This window comes from Streptomyces sp. NPDC023481 (genome assembly GCF_055560195.1).
This window is the reverse complement of sequence record NZ_JBVHJE010000015.1, coordinates 163,241-183,874: the sequence shown is the minus strand read 5'-3', so window position 1 is coordinate 183,874 and position 20,634 is coordinate 163,241. Positions and strand designations below refer to the sequence as shown.

The 20,634-nt window shown below is 71.7% G+C and carries 19 protein-coding genes; 9 read left to right on the top strand and 10 right to left on the bottom strand.

Annotated elements, in window-relative coordinates; all coding sequences use genetic code 11:
* Window positions 1–112: 112 nt before the first annotated feature.
* From folP to ACZ3ZD_RS27145, 5 genes are all read left to right on the top strand, one after another.
* Window positions 113–1,063: a dihydropteroate synthase gene (folP, locus tag ACZ3ZD_RS27165; protein WP_467402422.1), complete on the top strand. Its 951-nt coding sequence runs from the start codon at window positions 113–115 to the stop codon at window positions 1,061–1,063.
* Window positions 1,060–1,590, top strand: a complete 531-nt coding sequence (locus tag ACZ3ZD_RS27160; RefSeq protein ID WP_467402419.1) for a nuclear transport factor 2 family protein — start codon at window positions 1,060–1,062, stop codon at window positions 1,588–1,590. The genes folP and ACZ3ZD_RS27160 overlap by 4 nt, the downstream gene beginning before the upstream one ends.
* Window positions 1,591–1,817: 227 nt before the next feature.
* Window positions 1,818–2,177, top strand: a complete 360-nt coding sequence (gene folB, locus ACZ3ZD_RS27155) for a dihydroneopterin aldolase (protein ID WP_467402417.1) — start codon at window positions 1,818–1,820, stop codon at window positions 2,175–2,177.
* Window positions 2,174–2,785: a 2-amino-4-hydroxy-6-hydroxymethyldihydropteridine diphosphokinase gene (gene folK, locus ACZ3ZD_RS27150; protein ID WP_467402412.1), complete on the top strand. Its 612-nt coding sequence runs from the start codon at window positions 2,174–2,176 to the stop codon at window positions 2,783–2,785. The genes folB and folK overlap by 4 nt, the downstream gene beginning before the upstream one ends.
* Before the next feature lie 101 nt (window positions 2,786–2,886).
* On the top strand, window positions 2,887–3,375 hold the full coding sequence (locus tag ACZ3ZD_RS27145; RefSeq protein WP_467402408.1) for a DUF3180 domain-containing protein: 489 nt from the start codon (window positions 2,887–2,889) through the stop codon (window positions 3,373–3,375).
* Between the two features lie 25 nt (window positions 3,376–3,400).
* Here ACZ3ZD_RS27145 and folE read toward each other — a convergent pair whose 3' ends face one another.
* From folE to dacB, 6 genes are all read right to left on the bottom strand, one after another.
* Window positions 3,401–4,006 carry a GTP cyclohydrolase I FolE gene (folE, locus tag ACZ3ZD_RS27140; RefSeq protein WP_467402406.1) on the bottom strand — a complete coding sequence of 202 codons (606 nt, stop codon included), beginning with the start codon at window positions 4,004–4,006 and terminating at the stop codon, window positions 3,401–3,403.
* 143 nt (window positions 4,007–4,149) lie between these two features.
* A complete protein-coding gene (gene ftsH, locus ACZ3ZD_RS27135; protein WP_467402403.1) occupies window positions 4,150–6,189 on the bottom strand; it encodes an ATP-dependent zinc metalloprotease FtsH in 2,040 nt (679 codons plus the stop codon).
* A 216-nt stretch (window positions 6,190–6,405) separates the two neighbouring features.
* Window positions 6,406–6,966 (bottom strand): hypoxanthine phosphoribosyltransferase, encoded by a 561-nt coding sequence (gene hpt / locus ACZ3ZD_RS27130; RefSeq protein WP_030342680.1) that lies wholly within the window; start codon window positions 6,964–6,966, stop codon window positions 6,406–6,408.
* A 110-nt stretch (window positions 6,967–7,076) separates the two neighbouring features.
* Entirely contained in the window at window positions 7,077–8,153 is a 1,077-nt protein-coding gene (gene tilS / locus ACZ3ZD_RS27125; RefSeq protein ID WP_467402399.1) for a tRNA lysidine(34) synthetase TilS, read from the bottom strand.
* A gap of 192 nt (window positions 8,154–8,345) precedes the next feature.
* Window positions 8,346–9,479 (bottom strand): zinc-dependent metalloprotease, encoded by a 1,134-nt coding sequence (locus tag ACZ3ZD_RS27120; protein ID WP_467402397.1) that lies wholly within the window; start codon window positions 9,477–9,479, stop codon window positions 8,346–8,348.
* A gap of 147 nt (window positions 9,480–9,626) precedes the next feature.
* Complete coding sequence (gene dacB / locus ACZ3ZD_RS27115) at window positions 9,627–11,225, bottom strand: D-alanyl-D-alanine carboxypeptidase/D-alanyl-D-alanine endopeptidase (RefSeq protein ID WP_467402395.1); 1,599 nt, start codon at window positions 11,223–11,225, stop codon at window positions 9,627–9,629.
* A gap of 79 nt (window positions 11,226–11,304) precedes the next feature.
* Between dacB and ACZ3ZD_RS27110 the strand changes: the two genes are divergently transcribed.
* Entirely contained in the window at window positions 11,305–11,796 is a 492-nt protein-coding gene (locus tag ACZ3ZD_RS27110) for an inorganic diphosphatase (protein WP_029394330.1), read from the top strand.
* 115 nt (window positions 11,797–11,911) lie between these two features.
* Entirely contained in the window at window positions 11,912–13,564 is a 1,653-nt protein-coding gene (locus ACZ3ZD_RS27105; protein ID WP_467402392.1) for a threonine/serine exporter family protein, read from the top strand.
* A 26-nt stretch (window positions 13,565–13,590) separates the two neighbouring features.
* Here the strand turns inward: ACZ3ZD_RS27105 and ACZ3ZD_RS27100 are convergent, their stop codons facing one another.
* Both ACZ3ZD_RS27100 and ACZ3ZD_RS27095 read right to left on the bottom strand, forming a co-directional pair.
* A complete protein-coding gene (locus tag ACZ3ZD_RS27100) occupies window positions 13,591–14,616 on the bottom strand; it encodes a DedA family protein (protein WP_467402388.1) in 1,026 nt (341 codons plus the stop codon).
* Between the two features lie 163 nt (window positions 14,617–14,779).
* Window positions 14,780–15,544 (bottom strand): MerR family transcriptional regulator, encoded by a 765-nt coding sequence (locus ACZ3ZD_RS27095; RefSeq protein WP_467402386.1) that lies wholly within the window; start codon window positions 15,542–15,544, stop codon window positions 14,780–14,782.
* A 112-nt stretch (window positions 15,545–15,656) separates the two neighbouring features.
* Here ACZ3ZD_RS27095 and ACZ3ZD_RS27090 point away from each other — a divergent pair, with 112 nt between their 5' ends.
* Window positions 15,657–16,940 (top strand): ion channel protein, encoded by a 1,284-nt coding sequence (locus ACZ3ZD_RS27090; protein WP_467402383.1) that lies wholly within the window; start codon window positions 15,657–15,659, stop codon window positions 16,938–16,940.
* Window positions 16,941–16,964: 24 nt separating this feature from the next.
* Window positions 16,965–18,371, top strand: a complete 1,407-nt coding sequence (locus ACZ3ZD_RS27085) for a glutamate decarboxylase (protein ID WP_467402381.1) — start codon at window positions 16,965–16,967, stop codon at window positions 18,369–18,371.
* Between the two features lie 111 nt (window positions 18,372–18,482).
* Here ACZ3ZD_RS27085 and ACZ3ZD_RS27080 read toward each other — a convergent pair whose 3' ends face one another.
* Together ACZ3ZD_RS27080 and ACZ3ZD_RS27075 are read right to left on the bottom strand one after the other, a co-directional pair.
* Window positions 18,483–19,034 carry a DinB family protein gene (locus ACZ3ZD_RS27080; protein ID WP_467402379.1) on the bottom strand — a complete coding sequence of 184 codons (552 nt, stop codon included), beginning with the start codon at window positions 19,032–19,034 and terminating at the stop codon, window positions 18,483–18,485.
* A gap of 130 nt (window positions 19,035–19,164) precedes the next feature.
* Window positions 19,165–20,625, bottom strand: a complete 1,461-nt coding sequence (locus ACZ3ZD_RS27075) for an aldehyde dehydrogenase family protein (protein WP_467402375.1) — start codon at window positions 20,623–20,625, stop codon at window positions 19,165–19,167.
* Between the last annotated feature and the right edge of the window lie 9 nt (window positions 20,626–20,634).

Here is a 20,634-nt window from a genome sequence, read left to right as displayed (position 1 = left end):
GATGACACGGCCAGGGGACCGGCCCGGGCGGAAGCCCCTCCCCCTCCGGCCCGGGGGCTTCCGCCCGGGCCACCGCGCGTTCCCGGCATCGGCCTGGGCCTACGCTGAACGTATGAACAACCTCAGCGGGCGCGGCCGAGTGGCCGGCCTTCCGGCATGGGACCGGTGCGCGGTCATGGGGGTCGTGAACGTGACCCCCGACTCCTTCTCCGACGGCGGCCGCTGGTTCGACACGACCGTGGCCGTCAAACACGGCCTGGACCTCGCCGCCGAGGGCGCGGACCTGGTCGACGTCGGCGGGGAGTCCACCCGGCCCGGCGCCCCGCGCGTGGACGAGGCCGAGGAGCTGCGGCGGGTCATCCCCGTGGTGCGCGGCCTCGCCTCGGAGGGGGTCGTGGTCTCCGTCGACACCATGCGCGCCCGCGTCGCCGCACAGGCCCTCGCGGCCGGTGCCGTCCTCGTCAACGACGTCAGCGGCGGTCTCGCGGACCCCGAGATGGTCCCGGTGGTCGCCGAGGCGGGCGCCCCCTTCGTCGTCATGCACTGGCGCGGTTTCCTCCAGGGCGGCAACGTCAAGGGCGTCTACGACGACGTCGTCGGCGAGGTCCTGGACGAGCTGCACGCGCGCGTGGAGGCCGTTCTGGCCGGCGGCATCGCCCCGGACCGGGTCGTCGTCGACCCCGGCCTCGGCTTCTCCAAGCAGGCCGAGCACGATCTCGCGCTCCTCGCCCACCTGGACCGGCTGCGTGCCCTCGGCCACCCCCTGCTGGTCGCCGCCTCCCGCAAGCGGTTCCTCGGCCGGGTCCTCGCCGGACCGGAGGGCGCGCCCCCGCCGGCCCGGGAGCGCGACGCGGCCACGGCCGCCGTCTCCGCGCTCGCGGCGCACGCCGGCGCCTGGGCGGTACGCGTCCACGAGGTGCGCGCCACGGCGGACGCCGTCCGCGTCGCACGAGCCGTGGAACAGGCGCGCACGACGCCGCCCACGCGCGGGGCGGACAACGCGCGCCGGGCGGAAGACGAGCCCGGGACCGACAACGCGCGCCGGGCGGAAGGAGAGCGGTGAGCGCCCCTCATACCGACGTCGAGCACGTGGAGGCCGCGAACACCGCCTTCTACGAGGCGCTCGAACGCGGCGACTTCGAGGAGGTCTCCTCCCTCTGGCTGACCCCCGCCGACCTGGGCGTGGACGAGACCTACCACGACCCCGCGGACAGCGGTGTGATCTCCTGCGTGCACCCGGGCTGGCCGGTGCTCACCGGCCGCGGCGAGGTCCTGCGGTCGTACGCCCTGATCATGGCCAACACGGACTACATCCAGTTCTTCCTCACCGACGTGCACGTCTCGGTGACCGGCGACACCGCGCTGGTGACCTGCACGGAGAACATCCTGAGCGGCGGCCCCGCCCAGGAGGGCGCGGAACTGGGCCCGCTGGTCGGCCAGCTCGTCGTCGCCACGAACGTGTTCCGGCGCACGCCCTCCGGCTGGAAGCTGTGGTCCCACCACGCCTCCCCGGTGCTGGCCGAGACCGACGACGGCGACGACGAGAACCACGTGAACGGCGTGGCCCCGGACGACGACCCGCTGGCCTGACACGGGAAGTGGTTGGAATCACCTACCCCGGGGTAGTAGCGGCTACCAGCCCATGACAGGGCCGGGTTCCTCAGGGGTACACCCGGTGAACGCTGCGGGGAGCCGCCCGCGTCGCCGCCCCTGCGGCCCGGCTCCGTCCGTGCCCGCGGGTAGATTCGTCTGAGGCCGGTGTGCCGCCCGCACGCGGTACGGACCGGTCCTTTCCGACGATTGCAGGAGTGATTCGCGTGGATCGTGTCGCGCTGCGCGGCCTCAAGGCCCGCGGGCACCACGGTGTGTTCCCCAAGGAGCGCGAGGAGGGCCAGACCTTCATCGTGGACCTCGTCCTCGGCCTGGACACCCGGCCGGCCGCGGCCGACGACGACCTGGCGAAGACCGTGCACTACGGCATCGTGGCCGAGGAGGTCGTGGCCGTGGTCGAGGGCGAGCCGGTGGACCTCGTCGAGACCCTCGCCGAGCGGATCGCCCGGACCTGCCTGAAGCACGAACGGGTCGAGGAGGTCGAGGTCTGCGTGCACAAGCCGGACGCCCCGATCACCGTCCCTTTCGACGACGTGACCGTCACCATCACCCGGAGCCGAGCATGACCCGACCGTTCCGCCAGGGTCACAGCGACCCGACCGTCCAGCCGGTGCCCGCCTCGGTCGTCGAGCAGGTGGACGCCGCCGACACGACGCTGAGCAACCCCAAATGGGCCGTGATCTCCATCGGCTCCAACCTCGGCAACCGCCTGGAGACCCTCCAGGGCGCCGTCGACGCCCTGGAGGACACCCCGGGCGTCCGGGTGAAGGCCGTCTCCCCGGTGTACGAGACCGACCCGTGGGGGGTGGCGCCCGGCAGCCAGCCGTCGTACTTCAACGCGGTCGTGGTCCTCAAGACGACCCTGCCCCCGGCGTCCCTCCTGGAGCGGGCGCACGCCGTCGAGGAGGCCTTCCACCGCGTCCGCGACGAGCGCTGGGGCCCGCGCACGCTCGACGTCGACATCGTCGCCTACGCCGACGTCACCTCGGACGACCCGCACCTCACCCTGCCCCACCCGCGCGCCCACGAGCGCGCGTTCGTGCTCGCGCCCTGGCACGACGTGGACCCGCAGGCGCAGCTCCCCGGCCGCGGCACGGTGGCCGATCTGCTGTCCGGCGTCACCCGTGAGGGTGTGGCGCCGCGCGCCGACCTGGAACTCCGGCTGCCCGAGTAGTCGTTAAGGTCGAGACGGATCAAGACCACGACGACCACCGTCCGTCCGGGACGGTCCGGGTGAAGCGGCCCGGGATGGTCCGGGGGAACCGAAGGGACACCGTGAGAGAGCTGCGCATCAGGGTGCTGGTAGGCGTGTTCGTCGTCGCCGGCGTCCTGTCCTGGGCGGGCGCCCGCCTCTGGAACTCGATCGGGACCCTCCCCAGCGTCCCCCTGGCCGCTCCCGTCGTTCTCGCGCTGATCGCGGTGGTCCTGTTGTCCACGGCGCTCTCGCTGCGCGCCCGGCTGAGGGCCCAGCGCGAGCGCCGGCCCGGCGCCAAGGGCGTCGACCCGCTGATGGCCGCCCGCGCGGTCGTCTTCGGTCAGGCCAGCGCCCTGGTCGCCGCCCTGGTCTCCGGGATGTACGGCGGCACCGGCGCTTTCCTGCTGGAGCAGCTGGACATCCCGGCCCGCCGGGACCAGGCGATCTACGCCGGTCTGTCGGTCCTGGCCGGCCTCGGCGTGATAGCGGCCGCCCTGTTCCTGGAGCGGGTCTGCAAGCTCCCGGAGGACGACGACCAGAACCATCCGGGCGCGGAGCCGGTGGCCTGAGCCCCGGCCCCGTCCGGCGGCGCGGTCAGCGCGCCATGATGAGGCTCATCGCCTCGTTCCGCGTGGCGGCGGCCCGCAGCTGACCGCGCACGGCGGACGTTATGGTCTTCGCGCCCGGCTTGCGGATGCCGCGCATGGACATGCACATGTGCTCGCACTCGACCACCACGATGACGCCCCGCGGCTCCAGGATGTCCATCAGGGAGTCCGCGATCTGCGTGGTGAGGCGCTCCTGCACCTGCGGCCGGCGGGCGTAGACGTCGACCAGGCGGGCGAGCTTGGACAGGCCGGTGATCTTGCCGGTCTCGGACGGGATGTAGCCGACGTGGGCGACGCCCCGGAACGGCACCAGGTGGTGCTCGCAGGTCGAGTACACCTCGATGTCCTTCACCAGGACCATCTCGTCGTGCCCCAGGTCGAACGTCGTCGTCAGGACGTCCTCCGGCTGCTGCCACAGGCCCGCGAAGATCTCCTTGTACGCGCGCGCGACCCGGGCCGGCGTCTCCCGCAGCCCCTCACGGTCCGGGTCCTCACCGACCGCGATCAGCAGCTCCCGTACGGCGTTCTCGGCGCGCTTCTCGTCGAACTCGCCGATGCGGCCCTCGCCGTCCAGCGTCACCGGGTCGGTCATCTGGTTCCTCGTTCCTCTGCCGTGCACGCGCGTCTGCCTCGCGTTCCGTCTGCGGACATGCGAAATGCCGCGCCCTCCAGGCTAGAACCTGGAGGGCGCGGCATTCATTCCGGCCCGTTGGCCGGAACACGATCTACTCGCCGTCAGCTCTCCGGGCGGTCCTCCGGGGACTGCTCGGTCACCGGGGCGGAGTCCGCGGGCGTCGACTTGACCGTGCTGATCGCCGCCGTCGCGCCGTTCGCACCGTTGGTCAGTGCCAGCTCCTTCGGGGAGAGCACCGGCGGGCGGGTGGACGGGGTACGGCGGGAGGAGCCGGTCCAGGCGGGTCGCGGCGGGCGCTTGACGATGGGGGCGAAGATCTCGGCGATCTCCTCCTTGCCCAGCGTCTCCTTCTCCAGCAGCTGGAGGACGAGGTTGTCGAGCACGTCGCGGTTCTCGACCAGGATCTCCCAGGCCTCGTTGTGCGCCGTCTCGATCAGCTTCTTGACCTCCTCGTCCACCAGCGCGGCGACCTCTTCCGAGTAGTCGCGCTGGTGAGCCATCTCACGGCCGAGGAAGGGCTCGCTGTTGTCGCCGCCGAACTTGATCGCCCCGAGGCGCTCGGTCATGCCGTACTGCGTGACCATCGCGCGGGCCAGGTTGGTGGCCTTCTCGATGTCGTTCGCGGCACCGGTGGTCGGGTCGTGGAAGACCAGTTCCTCGGCCGCCCGGCCGCCCAGCATGTAGGCGAGCTGGTCGAGCATCTCGTTGCGGGTGGTCGAGTACTTGTCCTCGTCCGGCAGGACCATCGTGTACCCGAGGGCACGGCCACGGGACAGGATCGTGATCTTGTGAACCGGGTCGGAGTTCGGTGAGGCCGCCGCGACCAGGGCGTGACCGCCCTCGTGGTACGCGGTGATCTTCTTCTCCTTGTCCGACATGATCCGGGTCCGCTTCTGCGGGCCCGCGACCACGCGGTCGATCGCCTCGTCCAGCGCCTTGTTGTCGACCAGCTTCTGGTCACCGCGGGCGGTGAGCAGCGCGGCCTCGTTCAGCACGTTGGCCAGGTCGGCGCCCGTCATACCGGGGGTGCGGCGGGCGACGGCGGCGAGGTCGACGTCGGGCGCGACCGGCTTGCCCTTCTGGTGGACCTTGAGGATCTCCAGGCGGCCCTGCAGGTCCGGCGGGTCGACCGCGATCTGCCGGTCGAAGCGGCCGGGACGCAGCAGCGCCGGGTCGAGGATGTCCGGGCGGTTCGTGGCGGCGATCAGGATGACGCCGCCCTTCACGTCGAAGCCGTCCATCTCGACCAGCAGCTGGTTCAGGGTCTGCTCGCGCTCGTCGTGACCACCGCCGAGGCCGGCGCCGCGGTGGCGGCCGACCGCGTCGATCTCGTCGACGAAGACGATCGCCGGGGCGTTCGCCTTGGCCTGCTCGAACAGGTCACGGACCCGGGAGGCACCGACACCGACGAACATCTCGACGAAGTCGGAACCGGAGATCGAGTAGAAGGGGACGCCCGCCTCGCCGGCGACGGCGCGCGCGAGCAGGGTCTTGCCGGTACCCGGGCGGCCGTAGAGCAGCACGCCCTTGGGGATCTTGGCGCCGACGGCCTGGAACTTGGCCGGCTCCTGGAGGAACTCCTTGATCTCCTGGAGCTCCTCGACGGCCTCGTCGCAGCCCGCGACGTCGGAGAAGGTCGTCTTCGGGGTGTCCTTGGTGATGAGCTTGGCCTTGGACTTCCCGAAGTTCATGACCCGGGAGCCGCCGCCCTGCATCTGGTTCATCAGGAACAGGAAGACGACCACGATCAGGACGAAGGGCAGCAGGGAGAGCAGGACGCCGAGGAACGGGTTCTGCTTGGACGGCGAGACCGTGTAGCCGTCCGGAATCTGCTTGTCCTGGTACTTGGTCTGCAGCGAGCCGGCGATCTGCACGCCCTGGTCGCCGATGTAGCTCGCCTGGATCTTGGAGCTGCCGTCGACCTTCTGGCCGTCCTTGAGGGTGACCTTGACGGTCTGCTCGTCACCTGTGGTCAGTTTGGCCGACTGGACCCTGTTGTCATTGATCGCCGCAACGACCTGGCCGGTGTCCACCGTCTTGTAGCCGCCGGACGAGCCGACGACCTGCATCAACACGACCACGGCAAGGACGGCCAGCACGATCCACATGACCGGCCCACGGAAGTATCGCTTCACGTCCATCCATACGGAGCGGTGCCGCCCCGTCCCTCCTGCCATAGTGAGTTTGATAAGACAGTTCTTCTGACGGTACCCCAGCAATGTTGCCCGAAGCCGCACGGAGCCGTTTCGACGGCTGGGAATCCCGTCTCTGCATGCTTCAACGGAACGGACCCCGCTGGGGTTCCCGATCGTCCTACCGGGCTTGGGCCGAGTGGCCCAGCCGCGGGCCCGGGCGGCTCAGCCGCCGTAGACGTGGGGCGCGAGCGTACCGACGAACGGCAGGTTGCGGTACTTCTCGGCGTAGTCGAGGCCGTAGCCGACGACGAACTCGTTCGGGATGTCGAAGCCGACCCACTCCACGTCGATCGCGACCTTGGCGGCGTCCGGCTTGCGCAGCAGCGTGCACACCTTCAGGGAGGCGGGCTCGCGCGAGCCGAGGTTGTTGATCAGCCAGGACAGGGTCAGGCCGGAGTCGATGATGTCCTCGACGATCAGGACGTGCCTGCCCTTGATGTCGGTGTCGAGGTCCTTGAGGATCCGCACGACCCCGGAGGACTGGGTGCCCGCGCCGTAGGAGGACACGGCCATCCAGTCCATGGTGACGGGGGTGGACAGCGCCCGGGCGAGGTCGGCCATGACCATCACGGCGCCCTTGAGGACACCGACGATCAGCAGGTCCTTGCCCGCGTACTCCGCGTCGATCTTCGCGGCCAGCTCGGCCAGCTTCGCGTCGATCTCTTCCTTGGTGATGAGCACCTGCTGGAGGTCGGCACCCATGTCTTTCGCGTCCACCCGCATCACTTTCGGTCGTCCCGCACTTAGGGCCGCGTCCGCGGCCACCGGCTCCGGCCGCACACGCGGCCTGCGGCTGCCCGCCCACCGGAGGGTCGCTCCGGGAGGGGCGGGATTCAGCCTTGCCGAATCACCAGTCTGCCACCCTGCCGCTGGGCGACGACTCTGCCCGGGAGATTGATGGCTCCCTGGCCGCGCCAGCCGGTGATCAGGCGGTCGACTTCCTCGATGTGGCGGGCGAACAGCGCACCGGCCGGGGCCCCGGCCTCGATGGCGGCCCGGCGCAGGATCCGGCGGCGCACGGCGGGCGGCAGGGCGTACAGCTTGGCGCACTCCAGCAGGCCGGCCGCGTCCCGTACCGAGGCCTCGGCCTGGCGGGCCCAGGCGTCCAGGGCGTCGGCGTCGTCGCGGGAGAGCTGGGCGGTGCGGGCGAGTGCCTCCACGACCCCCTTGCCGAGGGCCTTCTCCAGCGCGGGCAGGCCCTCGTGCCGGAGCCGGGAGCGGGTGTAGGAGGGGTCGGCGTTGTGCGGGTCGTCCCAGACGGGCAGCGACTGGACCATGCAGGCCTTGCGGGCGGTCTGCCGGTCCAGCTGGAGGAAGGGCCGCCGGTAACGGCCGCCGGCCCCCGAGACCGCGGCCATGCCGGACAGGGAGCGGATGCCGGAGCCGCGGGCGAGGCCGAGCAGGACGGTCTCGGCCTGGTCGTCGCGGGTGTGGCCGAGCAGGATCGCGGCGGCGCCGTGGCGTTCGGCGGCGGCGTCGAGGGCGGCGTAGCGGGCGTCCCGGGCGGCGGCCTCGGGGCCGCCCACGCGGCCGACGGTCACGGCGACGGACTCGACGGGATCGAGTCCCAGTCCGCGCAGCCGCAGGGCGACCTCGTCGGCGCGGAGGTCGGAGCCGGGCTGGAGGCCGTGGTCGACGGTGATCCCGCCGGCCCGGATGCCGAGCCTCGGGGCCTCGAAGGCGAGGGCGGAGGCGAGGGCCATGGAGTCGGCGCCGCCGGAGCACGCGACGAGGACGAGCGGGGAGGAGGGCCGCTCGGCCGTCCGGTCCGGTGTGCGGTCCGTCCGGTCCGGGTGCGCGCCGGCGGGCTGCGGGCCCGGGTGCACGCGGGAGGTCTGGTCGTTCAGGATGTCGTGGAGGACGCGGCGGACCGCCAGGCGTATCGCCGCGACCGCAGGATGGGGACCCATGTCCGGTTCCCTTCATGAAGTTTTCCGGGGGGTGAGCCCGCGAGGGTCACTCAGAGTGTGTAGATGGTGACAGAAGCGGGCCGTTCCCCGAGCATTGCACGCCTACGCATGGCTCACGGTCCCTCGGACGGGTGATTGGAGGGGCGTTCGCCTGCCGTCGGCCGGATTCGCGTCACGACGTCTCCGCGGCGTTCACGCCTCGGGCCGGCGGTGCACCCGTGCGACCCAGTCCGCCGGTTTGGCGATCTCCGCCTTGGTGGGCAGGGTGTTGGGCGAGGTCCACACGCGGTTGAAGCCGTCGACGCCGACCTCGTCGACCACGGCCCGTACGAACCGTTCGCCGTCGCGGTACTGCCGGAGTTTGGCGTCCAGGCCGAGCAGCTTGCGCAGGGCCATGTCCAGGCGGGAGGCGCCCTTGGCGCGGCGCTGCTGGAACTTCTCGCGGATCTCCGCGACGGTCGGTACGACGCTCGGTCCGACACCGTCCATGACGTAGTCGGCGTGGCCCTCCAGCAGGGACATCACGGCCGTCAGGCGGCCGAGGATCTCCCGCTGGGCGGGGGTCTGCACCAGCTCGACGAAGGAGCGTCCGCCGTCCTCCTCCTCGCCCTCGGGCCGGCCGCCGGCGAGGGACTGGGCGGCCTCCCGGATGCGCTCCAGGAAGGTCATCGGATCGACGTCGGTCTCCGCCAGGAACGACTGGATTTCACCCTCGAGGTGGTCCCGGAGCCACGGCACGGCGGTGAACTGGGTGCGGTGGGTCTCCTCGTGCAGGCACACCCACAGGCGGAAGTCGTGCGGCTCGACGTCGAGTTCGCGCTCGACGTGGACGATGTTGGGTGCGACGAGCAGCAGCCGGCCGCCGCCGTTCTCGCCGGCCGGGAGGTCGCGGGCGGCGGGGGCGAAGGTCTCGTACTGGCCGAGGACGCGGGAGGACAGGAACGACAGGAGCATGCCGAGTTCGACGCCGGTGACCTTGCCGCCGACGGCGCCGAGGACCGCGCTGCCCGGGTTGTTGCCGCGCCGTTCCTGCATCTTCTCCAGGAGCGGCTTGAGGATCTCCCGGAAGCCGGCGACGTTGGCGCGAACCCAGCCGGGCCGGTCGACGACGAGGACCGGGGTGTCGTGGGTGTCCTCGGTGCCCATACGAGTGAAGCCCCGGACGTGTTCCTCCGAGGCCTTCGCGTGCCGGCGCAGCTCCGCGACGACGGACCTGGCCTCGTCGCGGCTGACGTCGGGACCTGGGCGTACGAGTCGTGTCGCGGTCGCCACCGCGAGGTTCCAGTCGACCATCCCGGGAGAAGCGGTGCCGCCGAAGCCAGTCATGCTGTCAACCGTACGTGAGCCCTCCCCCTTCGGGCAGACCATGTGAGCCGACGATCCGGCCCGCACCGGCACACCGGAGAGCTGCCGGCTGCCCCGGTACGACGTCCCCGCCCCCGGGTCCCGGCCGCCCGCCGGCGGCCCCGCGCGTCAGTTCGCCAGGGCCGTTGCCGCCTTGTCCAGGGCCGACTGGGCGTCCAGGGCGTTCGTCGTGTCCGAGGTGAGGAAGGCGAAGGCCAGGAGGCGGCCGTTGTGGTCGACGACCGTGCCGGCGAGGGTGTTCACACCGGTCAGGGTGCCGGTCTTGGCGCGGACGACACCGGCGGCGCCGTCGGTGTACCGGGTGCTCAGCGTGCCGGTGAAGCCGGCCACGGGCAGGCCGGTGAGGACCGGGCGCAGGCCGGGGTGGCGCGGGTCGGCCGCCTTGACCAGCAGGGCGGTCAGGAGGTCGGCGGTGAGGCGGTCGTCGCGGTCGAGGCCGCTGCCGTCGTGGAAGGCGGCGCCCGCCAGGGGCAGGCCCAGCTTGCGCAGCTGCGTGGCGATGGCCGCGGCGCCGCCGTCGAAGCTCGCCGGCTGCCCGCCCGCCAGGGCCGTGTGCCGGGCCAGGGCCTCCGCGATGTCGTTGTCGCTGTTCGTCAGCATCCGCTCGACCAGGGCGGACAGCGGGGGCGAGGAGACCGTGGCGAGGGTCTCCGCGCGCGTGCTGGCCTTGGAGGGGCCCGGGGACGTCGTGGTGATGCCGGCGTCCTTCAGGAGGCCCGCGAACCTGGCCGCCGCGTCCGCCGCCGGATCGCCCACGCGGGTGACCGGACCGCTGGCGGAGCCGTCGGTGCGGCCCTCGTCGGCGGTGAGGGCGCTGACCGGGGCGAGGTTGTCGTTGACGCCGATGGGGTGCAGGGCGGGGCCGGTGAACAGGGTGGTGTCGTAGGAGAGCGTAATCCGGTGGATGCCGCGCCGCTGAAGCGCCCTGGCCGTGTCCGCCGCCAGCGCCCGCAGGCTCGCCCAGCCGTCGGCCCGGGGGTGCGCGGTGAGGGTGGGGTCGCCGCCGCCGACCAGCACCAGCTCCCGGGTGTCGGGTTCGAGCGCGGCACGGGTGACGAGGCGGTGGTCGGGCCCGAGCGCCGACAGCGCGGCGACGGCGGTGGCGATCTTGGTGGTGGAGGCGGGGGTGAGGGCCCTGCCGGCGTCGGCGTCGTACAGCCGGGCGCCGGTGGCGACGTCGACGACGGCCGCGGCATGGGGGCCGCCGAGCGCGGGAGCGTCCAGGAGGGGGCCCAGGAGGCCGGAGAGGCCCTTGGGCTCGGGGGCGGCCTTCTTCGTGTCGACGGCGCTCGTGGTGCCGCCCAGGGCCGCCAGGACGGGCGCGGCGCTCGGCGCGGGCCGGACGTACCCGGCGGCCGTACCGGAGCGGCCGTGATCTGCGCCACCTGACCGCTCCAGGGCGGCGGCCCGGTCCCGCTCGGCCGTACGCTGACCGTTGGCGTCCCAGGGACCGGCGACGGTCACCACGCCGACGGCCAGCGCCAGGCCGGCGGTGGCGGCGCCCGCGGTGTACTGCCAGGGCCTGTCGGTCCGCGGACGGGGGCGACGGGGGAGGTGCACAGGTCCGACACGCACGGCCCTCGCCAGCCGCGCGAGGCGTGGCCCGGTGGCCGTCACGGCGTCCGCCAGCCGCGGTCGTACGGCGCCCGCGATCCGCGCCAACCGCGGTCCCGCGCCCTGCCAAGGCCTCAGCTCTGGCACGACCACCAGCCCCTTTCGCGATCACACACCTGCGTGAGGGACACTTAACCACCAGAACTATGTGCTGATCATGGAGGAGCCACCGGTGGAGTTCGACGTCACGATCGAGATCCCGAAGGGTTCGCGGAACAAGTACGAGGTGGACCACGAGACCGGTCGGATCCGCCTGGACCGTCGCCTCTTCACCTCGACCGCCTACCCGACCGACTACGGCTTCGTCGAGAACACCCTCGGCGAGGACGGCGACCCGCTGGACGCGCTGGTCATCCTGGACGAGCCGACCTTCCCGGGCTGCCTCATCCGCTGCCGCGCGATCGGTATGTTCCGGATGACGGACGAGGCCGGCGGCGACGACAAGCTGCTGTGCGTCCCGTCCACCGACCCGCGTGTGGAGCACCTGCGTGACATCCACCACGTGTCGGAGTTCGACCGCCTGGAGATCCAGCACTTCTTCGAGGTCTACAAGGACCTGGAGCCCGGCAAGTCGGTCGAGGGCGCCAACTGGGTCGGCCGCACGGACGCCGAGGCGGAGATCGAGCGGTCGTACAAGCGCTTCAAGGAGCAGGGCGGCCACTGACCGGCCGGTTTGTCTTCCGCGGGCCGCGGCACCCTGCGAGGGGTGGCGCGGCCCGTTTGCGTACCCATGCGCATACTGAGGCCTACGGAAGGTGTCGTTCAGGGAGCGGTGCGAGGTGACGGAGGCGGAGGACCGCAAACCCCGGTCCGACGAGGCGCGGTACGACCCGGAGATCACGTCCGAGTTCGCCATTCCGCGGGGCCTGGACGTCCCGAAGGGCGGCGACGACCCGGAGACGACCTCCGAGTTCGCCGTGCCGGAGGGGCTGCAGACGCTGCAGCCGAGTGCCGAACCGGAGGGTTCGGCGTTCAGTACGCCGAGCACCTACAGCGCCGACCACTCCCCGGCCGCGTTCACGCCGGCCACCGGGGTGCCGCTGGTCAGCCTGGTCAAGGACGCGCCCTGGCAGGACCGGATGCGCACGATGCTGCGCATGCCGGTGACCGAGCGGCCCGCGCCGGAGCCGGTGCAGCGGCTGGAGGAGGGCGGCCCGGCCGTCCCGCGTGTGCTGGACCTGACCCTGCGTATCGGGGAGCTGCTGCTGGCCGGCGGCGAGGGCGCGGAGGACGTGGAGGCCGCGATGTTCGCGGTGTGCCGGTCCTACGGCCTGGACCGGTGCGAGCCGAACGTCACCTTCACGCTGCTGTCGATCTCCCATCAGCCGTCCCTGGTGGAGGACCCGGTGACGGCGTCCCGGACGGTGCGGCGGCGGGGCACCGACTACACGCGGCTGTCGGCCGTGTTCCGGCTCGTGGACGATCTGAGCGACCCGGAGACCCATGTCTCGCTGGAGGAGGCCTACCGGCGGCTGGCGGAGATCCGCCGCAACCGGCACCCGTACCCCGGCTGGGCGCTGACCCTGGCGAGCGGGCTGCTGGCCGGTGCGGCCTCCGTGCTGGTCGGCGGTGACGTCGTCGTGTTCGTGGCGGCGGCGGTGGGCGCGATGCTCGGCGACCGGCTGGCCTGGCTGTGCGCGGGGCGCGGACTGCCGGAGTTCTACCAGTTCACGGTGGCCGCGATGCCGCCCGCGGCGATCGGGGTGGCGCTGACGCTGGCGCACGTGAACGTGAACGGCTCCGCGGTGATCACCGGTGGGCTGTTCGCCCTGCTGCCCGGACGGGCGCTGGTGGCGGGCGTGCAGGACGGGCTGACCGGGTTCTACATCACCGCCTCGGCCCGGCTGCTGGAGGTCATGTACTTCTTCGTCGGGATCGTCGTCGGCGTGCTGATCGTCCTGTACTTCGGGGTGAAGATCGGCGGCGAGCTCAATCCGGACGCGGCGCCGGTCATCTCCAATCGGCCGCTGATCCAGATCGCGGCCTCGATGCTGCTCTCGCTGACCTTCGCGATCCTGCTCCAGCAGGAGCGGTCCACCGTGCTCTGGGTGACTCTCAACGGGGGTGTCGCCTGGTCGGTGTACGGCGCGATGCGCTATGTGGGCGACATCTCGCCGGTGGCCTCCACGGCGGTGGCGGCGGGCCTGGTGGGGCTGTTCGGGCAGCTGCTGTCCCGGTACCGGTTCGCGTCCGCGCTGCCCTACACGACGGCGGCGATCGGGCCCCTGCTGCCCGGTTCCGCGACCTACTTCGGGCTGCTGTCCATGGCGCAGAACGAGGTGGACAAGGGGCTGGTTTCGCTGGCCAAGGCCGCGTCGCTGGCGATGGCCATCGCCATCGGGGTCCACCTCGGGTCGGAGATCTCCCGGCTGTTCCTGCGGATCGGCTCCGCCGGGAAGCGCCGGGCCGCCAAGCGGACCAGGGGCTTCTAGGCTCCGCCCGGCCGCCCCGCGCGCCCCTACTGCCGGCGGTGGTCGTACGGGTACTGGTTCGGGTCGTACTGGTTCCGGTCCTGCTGATTCCGGTCGTACTGGTTCCAGTCGGGCTGCTGCTGCGGGTGCTGCTCCTGCGCGTACGGCTGGTGCTGCGGGTACTGCTGCTGGGGGTACTGCTGGTGCTGGGGGTACTGCTGCTGCGGGTACTGCTGCTGCGGGTACTGCTGCTGGTCGTAGTACTGGCCGTGGTCCTGCTGCCGGTCCCAGCCCTGCTGCTGCGGCTGCTGGTACGGCGGCTGCTCCGGCTCGATGCGACGCAGGCGGGTCGTGGCGTCGTCCATGACCGGCTGCTGCTGGTACTGCGGCTGCTGGTAGGCAGGCTGCTGCGGGGACTCGGGCCGGGGCTCGGGCCCGGCCTGCTCGGCCTTCCTGCTCTTGCCGCGGGCGCGGAGGAACTCGATGGCGATCGGCACCACGGAGACGAGGACGATCAGGATGAGGATCGCCTCGATGTTGTCCTTGACGAAGCCGATGTTGCCGAGCCAGGAGCCGAGCAGGGTGACGCCCGCGCCCCACAGGACGCCACCGATGACGTTGAACGTCACGAACGAGCGGTACCGCATGCCGCTGACGCCCGCGATGATCGGTGTGAACGTGCGCACGATCGGCACGAAGCGGGCCAGGACCAGGGACTTCGGGCCGTACTTCTCGAAGAACTCGTGCGCCTTGGTGACGTTCTCCTGCTTGAACAGGCGCGAGTCCGGGCGGTTGAACAGGGACGGTCCGACCTTCTTGCCGAACATGTAGCCCGCCTGGTCGCCGAGGATCGCGGCGAGGCAGATCAGGGCGATCGCGCCCCACAGCGGGAAGTCCAGCTTGTTCGACGTGATCAGCAGGCCGCAGGTGAACAGCAGCGAGTCGCCCGGCAGGAAGAAGCCGATGAGCAGGCCGGACTCGGCGAAGACGATGAGCAGCAGACCCCAGATGCTGTAGGTGCTCAGGAGGTAGTTGGGATCCAGCCAGCTCGGGCCGAGGGCAAGTGTCATCACGGGTCCGGGCTCCTGTGGGGTGAGGCGGCTTGGCCGGCACGGCGTCCGTGTGCGGCCGCACAAAGCTATCGCCGCACAAAGCTATCAACGTGGGGCGGCCGCCCCGGGTTCCACAGGCGTTCCGGGAGGGGTTCCGGCCCGGGCGCGCGCCCGGGCCGGGGGATCAGGACCCGGTGTGCCGGTCCGCGTTGGCGAGGATGGCGTCGCGCAGGTGTGCGGCGAGGCCCGGGCGCAGGGAGTCGTAGTACGCCTTGAAGCGCTCGTCGGAGACGTACATCTCCCCGAAGCACCGGTGCATCTTGTACGGGACCTCGAAGTGGTACCGGCTGATGTGCCGGCGGTGTTCCTCGGCCAGGTCCATGGCCGCCTCGCCGGCCGGCTGCTCGCCGGCGGCGACCAGGGCGGCGTACCGCTCGCCCCAGTCGTCGACCTCGGCCTGGATGCGCTGCCAGTCCTCCTTGGTGTAGGTCGCCGCGCGGCGCTGGGACTCGGCGTACGCCTCGGTGCCGCCCCAGCGTTGCTCGACCTCCTCCGCGTACTGCTCGGGGTCCTTGTCCCCGAACACCTCGAACCGCTCTTCCGGCGTCAGGTTGATGCCCATCGTGCTTGCCTCCAAGGCCTGCTCCACGGCCGCGGCCATCTTCTGCAGCTTCTCGATCCGGGCGGTCAGCAGCCGGTGCTGCCGGCGCAGGTGGCTGCGCGGGTCCGCGTCCGGGTCGTCCAGCAGGGCCGCGATCTCCTCGAGCGGGAAGCCGAGCTCGCGGTAGAACAGGATCTGCTGGAGCCGGTCGAGGTCGGTGTCGTTGTAGCGCCGGTGGCCGGCGTACGTGCGCTCGCTGGGGGCGAGCAGGCCGATCTCGTCGTAGTGGTGCAGGGTGCGCACCGTCACGCCGGCGAACCCCGAGACCTGTCCCACGGAATAGCTCACTTTCCGCTCCTTGTCGTCGGTACGCCTCCACGCTCGGGCCTCACGCCACGTGAGGTGCAAGCCCGGTCCGGTTCGGGATGTTCCATGCGTTTCGTCCGCTTATGGTGAGCCCGTGGCCCAGGAGACGACGCAGGCACCCCCGAGCGCTCCGACCGCCCCGGCACGGGCTCTGCTGCCGTTCATCCTGCCCGCCGTCGTCGTGGGCGTGGCCGCGAGCCTGGTCTTCGTCGGGGTGAGCACGGCGGCGGAGCGGCTCCAGCGGGTGCTGTGGGGGCCGCTGCCGGACGCGCTGGGCGTGGGCCGCTGGTCCGTGCTGTGGATGTTCGCCATGCTCACGGCCACCGGGATCGTCGTGGGACTGGTGGTCTGGAAGGTGCCCGGCCACGCCGGCCCCGACCCGGCCACCCTCGCGCTGAACGCCCCGGTCCTGCCGCCCGCCGTACTGCCCGGCCTGGTGCTGGCCACCGGGCTCATGCTGGCCGGCGGACCGAGCCTCGGCCCGGAGAACCCGATCATCGCCACGAACGTGGGCCTCGCCGCCTGGCTCGGCGGGCGCCTCATGCCCCGGACGCCGGACACGCTGTGGCCCGTACTCGCCGAATCCGCGACGATCGGCGCGCTGTTCGGCACGCCGGTGGCGGCGGCGCTGGTGATCTCCGAGGCGCTGGCCGGGCGGCCGATGCGGGGCCGGCTGTGGGACAACCTGTTCGCCCCGCTGACCGCCGGCGCGTGCGGGGCCATGACGACCACCCTGGTGGCCCATCCCTCCTTCGACCTGCACCTGCCGCCCATAGGCCGCCCGCACGTCGCGGACCTGCTGGCCGCGCTGGTGATCGCGCCGGCAGCCGCCGCGCTCGGCATGTGCGCCGTCTACGCCTTCCCCTGCGTCCACCGGGCCTTTAGGCGGCTACGGCACCCGATGCTGATGCTTCCTGCCGGCGGGGTCCTGCTGGGGGGCCTGGCGGCCCTGGGCGGGCATCTGACGCTCTTCAAGGGGCTGTCCGAGATCGGGGAGCTGGCCCGCGATCCGGGGGGCTGGTCGGCGGGCGGGTTCGTCACCATGACGGTGGTGAAGCTGGCCGCGCTGCTCGTCGCCGCGTCCTGCGGCTTCCGGGGCGGGCGGATCTTCCCCGCGGTGTTCGCCGGCACCGCCTTCGGTCTCACCGCCCACGCGCTGGTGCCGGCCGTGCATCCCGCGCTGGGCGTGGCCACGGGCGTCCTCGGCGTGCTGCTGGCGGTCACCCGGCAGGGCTGGGTGAGCCTGTTCACCGCCGCCGTCCTGGTCGCCTCGCCCGCCGTCCTCGCGCTCCTGTGCATCGCGTCGCTGCCGGCCTGGCTGCTGGTGACCGGCCGTCCGCAGATGCAGCTGCGCGAGGACGGCACCCCGGTCCGCTGATCCCCGATCCCCTGGAGGCACCCCATGGCCCTGCACAAAGGTTCCGAGCGGCACGAGGCGCGGACGGTGTCGGTCAACCCGTTCTTCGGGGAGGCCAACCCGGTCGGCGGCATGATCGAGAACCCGCCCACCCACCGGCTGCCGGACGCCCCGATGCCCCCGTCCACGGCGTACCAGCTGGTGCACGACGAGCTGATGCTGGACGGCAACGCCCGGCTGAACCTGGCCACCTTCGTGACCACCTGGATGGAGCCGCAGGCGGGGGTGCTGATGGCGGAGTGCCGGGACAAGAACATGATCGACAAGGACGAGTACCCGCGCACCGCCGAGCTGGAGCGGCGCTGTGTGGCGATGCTCGCCGACCTGTGGAACGCGCCGGACCCGGCAGCCGCGGTGGGCTGTTCGACGACCGGGTCCAGCGAGGCGTGCATGCTCGCCGGGATGGCGCTGAAGCGGCGCTGGGCCAGGCGGAACGCCGACCGGTACCCGGGCGCGCGGCCCAATCTCGTGATGGGGATCAACGTCCAGGTCTGCTGGGAGAAGTTCTGCAACTTCTGGGAGGTGGAGGCCCGAATGGTCCCCCTGGAGGGCGAACGCTTCCACCTGGACCCGCAGGCCGCGGCCGGGCTGTGCGACGAGAACACCATCGGTGTCGTCGGCATCCTCGGCTCCACCTTCGACGGCTCCTACGAGCCGATCGCCGACCTGTGCGCGGCCCTGGACGCCCTCCAGGAACGCACCGGTCTCGACGTGCCGGTGCACGTGGACGGCGCGTCCGGCGGGATGATCGCGCCCTTCCTGGACGAGGACCTGGTGTGGGACTTCCGGCTGCCGCGCGTGGCGTCGATCAACACCTCCGGGCACAAGTACGGGCTGGTCTACCCGGGCGTCGGCTGGGCGCTGTGGCGGGAGGCGGAGGCGCTGCCGGAGGAGCTGGTCTTCCGGGTCAACTACCTGGGCGGGGACATGCCGACCTTCGCCCTGAACTTCTCCCGGCCCGGCGCCCAGGTGGTCGCGCAGTACTACACGTTCCTGCGGCTGGGCCGGGAGGGCTTCCGCGCGGTGCAGCAGTCGACGCGCGACGTGGCGCGCTCGCTCGCCGACCGGATCGCCGCGCTCGGCGACTTCCGGCTGCTCACGCGCGGCGACCAGCTCCCGGTGTTCGCGCTGACCACGGCCGACGACGTCACGACCTTCGACGTCTTCGACGTCTCCCGGCGGTTGCGCGAGGGCGGCTGGCTGGTGCCCGCCTACACCTTCCCCGCCAACCGGGAGGACCTGTCGGTGCTGCGGATCGTGTGCCGCAACGGCTTCTCGCACGACCTGGCCGACCTGTTCCTCGACGACCTGACCCGCCTGCTGCCGGAGCTACGGCGCCAGGGGCGGCCGCTGACCCGGGACAAGGACGCGGCCACGGGGTTCCACCACTAGGTCCTTTCTTCGGGATCAGGTCGGCTCGGGGTGGCGGGCCCTGCGGGCGGCGTCGGCGGGATTCGGAAGGGGGCCTTGCCGCGCCCTGGGGATTCCCGGGGCCCCCGCCCGCTACTGCTCCCCGGAGCCGCCCTGCGCCAGGGCGACCAGCTCGAACGCGGTCCTGCCGTCGAGGGACTCGCGGATGATGTCGGCGTGACCGGCGTGCCGGGCCGTCTCGCGGATCAGGTGCAGACACAGCCAGCGCAGCGAGACACGGCTCTGCGGCGGGAACCAGGGGTCGGGCGGCAGCGGGAAGGTGTCGTCCAGGCTGGGCGCGGAGCGGATGAACTTCTCCGTCTCGGCGGCCACCTCCTCCCAGTACGCCAGCTGCGAGGCGACCGTCTCCTCGCCGACCAGCTGGAAGGTCTCGTGCCAGTTCGACTCGTCGCGGCGCACCGCCGGCGGCTCCTGCTTGGCCCGGGCGACCCAGCCCTGCTCCACCTCGGCGACGTGCTTGAGCAGGCCGCCCAGGGACAGCTCACTGGCGCTGGGACGGGTACGGGCCTGCTCCTCGGTCAGCCCGAGCAGCGCCCGGCGGATCCCGCCGCGCTGCTCCTCGATGAACGCGAGCAGCGCCCCGCGCTCGTCGCCCTTCGCCTCCGCCGGAACGTGCATGACCATGGCGTGCCGCCTTTCGTCGGGCCGTTCGCCGGGGCCGTTTCCCCCGACACGGAAGACACTACGGGCCATTGAGGACAGCTTCTGTCCTCAATGGCCCGGGAAACCGAAGAGACGGCGAGCCGGCCGGCGGCTAGAAGGGGAAGCCGCTGCGGCCGTGCTGCACCGAGATCCACTTGACGGTGGTGAACGCCTCCAGCGTGGTCTCGCCGTTGAGGCGGCCGAGGCCGGAGTGCTTCTCGCCGCCGAAGGGCACGATCGGCTCGTCGTGGACCGTGCCGTCGTTCACGTGGAACATGCCGGTGTCGATCCGCTTGGCGAAGGCCACGCCCCGCTCGATGTCAGCCGTGTGCACGGCGCCGCTCAGGCCGTACGGGGTGTCGTTGACGATCCGGACCGCCTCCTCCTCCCCGTCGAACGGGACCAGGAAGACGACCGGGCCGAAGACCTCCTGCTGGAGCAGCGGGGAGCCGGCCGGGACGCCGGTCAGTACGGTCGGCTCGACCAGGTTGTTGGTCGTGGCGCCGCGCACCAGTGCGGTGGCGCCCTCGGCCAGCGCCTGCTCCACGGTGCCCGTCACGGCGTTGGCCTGGGCGGAGTTGATCACCGGGCCGATCACGGTCTCCGGGTCGCGCGGGTCGCCGACCTTGAGGGTCCTGACCTTGGCGACGAACTTCTCGGTGAACTCGTCGGCGACGGAGGCGTCCACGAGGACCCGGTTGGCGGCCATGCAGACCTGCCCCTGGTGCACGAACCGGCTGAAGACGGCCGCGTCCACCGCGTAGTCGAGGTCGGCGTCGTCCAGCACCACCAGCGCGCTGTTACCGCCCAGTTCGAGCACCGAGCGCTTGAAGTGCCTGGCGCAGACGGTGGCGACGTGCCGGCCGATCTTGTCGGAGCCGGTGAAGGAGATGACCTTCGGGACGGGGTGTTCGAGGAACGCGTCACCGATCTCGGCGATGTCGGTGACGACGACGTTGAGCAGGCCGCCGGGCAGACCGGCGTCCTCGAAGATCTTCGCGAGCAGGGTGCCGCCGGTGATCGGGGTGTTCTGGTGCGGCTTGAGCACCACGGCGTTGCCGAGCGCGAGGGCCGGCGCGACCGACTTCAGTGACAGCAGGAAGGGGAAGTTGAACGGGCTGATCACACCCACCACGCCGACCGGCACCCGGTAGACGCGGTTCTCCTTGCCCTCGGTCGGAGAGGGCAGGATCCTGCCCTCGGGGCGCAGCGCGAGGTGGATCGACTCGCGCAGGAACTCCTTGGCGAGGTGCAGCTCGAAGCCGGCCTTCACGCGCGTGCCGCCGAGTTCGGCGATGATCAGGTCGGCTATCTCCTGCTCGCGGTCCTCTATCAGCCGCAGGGCCCGCTCGAACACCGCGCGCCGGGCGTAGGGGTTGGTCTCCGCCCACGTCCGCTGGGCGCGGGCGGCGGCCTGGTAGGCCTGGTCGACCTCGTCGACGGTGGCCACCGTGATCGAGGCCAGCTTCTCGTCGTCGTAGGGGTTGAAGTCGATGACGTCCCAGGAGCCGGTACCCGGGCGCCACTCGCCGTCGATGTACTGCTGGGCCAGGTCGGTGAAGTAGGACGACATGTGATCCCT

Coding starts and splice junctions, on each gene's coding strand:
- ACZ3ZD_RS27080 (WP_467402379.1), bottom strand. CDS start 19,034: ATGGTCATGCACGTTCCGGCGGAGGCGAAGGGCGACGAGCGCGGGGCG.
- folK (WP_467402412.1), top strand. CDS start 2,174: ATGACCCGACCGTTCCGCCAGGGTCACAGCGACCCGACCGTCCAGCCG.
- folP (WP_467402422.1), top strand. CDS start 113: ATGAACAACCTCAGCGGGCGCGGCCGAGTGGCCGGCCTTCCGGCATGG.
- ftsH (WP_467402403.1), bottom strand. CDS start 6,189: ATGGACGTGAAGCGATACTTCCGTGGGCCGGTCATGTGGATCGTGCTG.
- tilS (WP_467402399.1), bottom strand. CDS start 8,153: ATGGGTCCCCATCCTGCGGTCGCGGCGATACGCCTGGCGGTCCGCCGC.
- hpt (WP_030342680.1), bottom strand. CDS start 6,966: ATGCGGGTGGACGCGAAAGACATGGGTGCCGACCTCCAGCAGGTGCTC.
- ACZ3ZD_RS27085 (WP_467402381.1), top strand. CDS start 16,965: ATGGCCCTGCACAAAGGTTCCGAGCGGCACGAGGCGCGGACGGTGTCG.
- folE (WP_467402406.1), bottom strand. CDS start 4,006: ATGACCGACCCGGTGACGCTGGACGGCGAGGGCCGCATCGGCGAGTTC.
- ACZ3ZD_RS27075 (WP_467402375.1), bottom strand. CDS start 20,625: ATGTCGTCCTACTTCACCGACCTGGCCCAGCAGTACATCGACGGCGAG.
- ACZ3ZD_RS27120 (WP_467402397.1), bottom strand. CDS start 9,479: ATGACTGGCTTCGGCGGCACCGCTTCTCCCGGGATGGTCGACTGGAAC.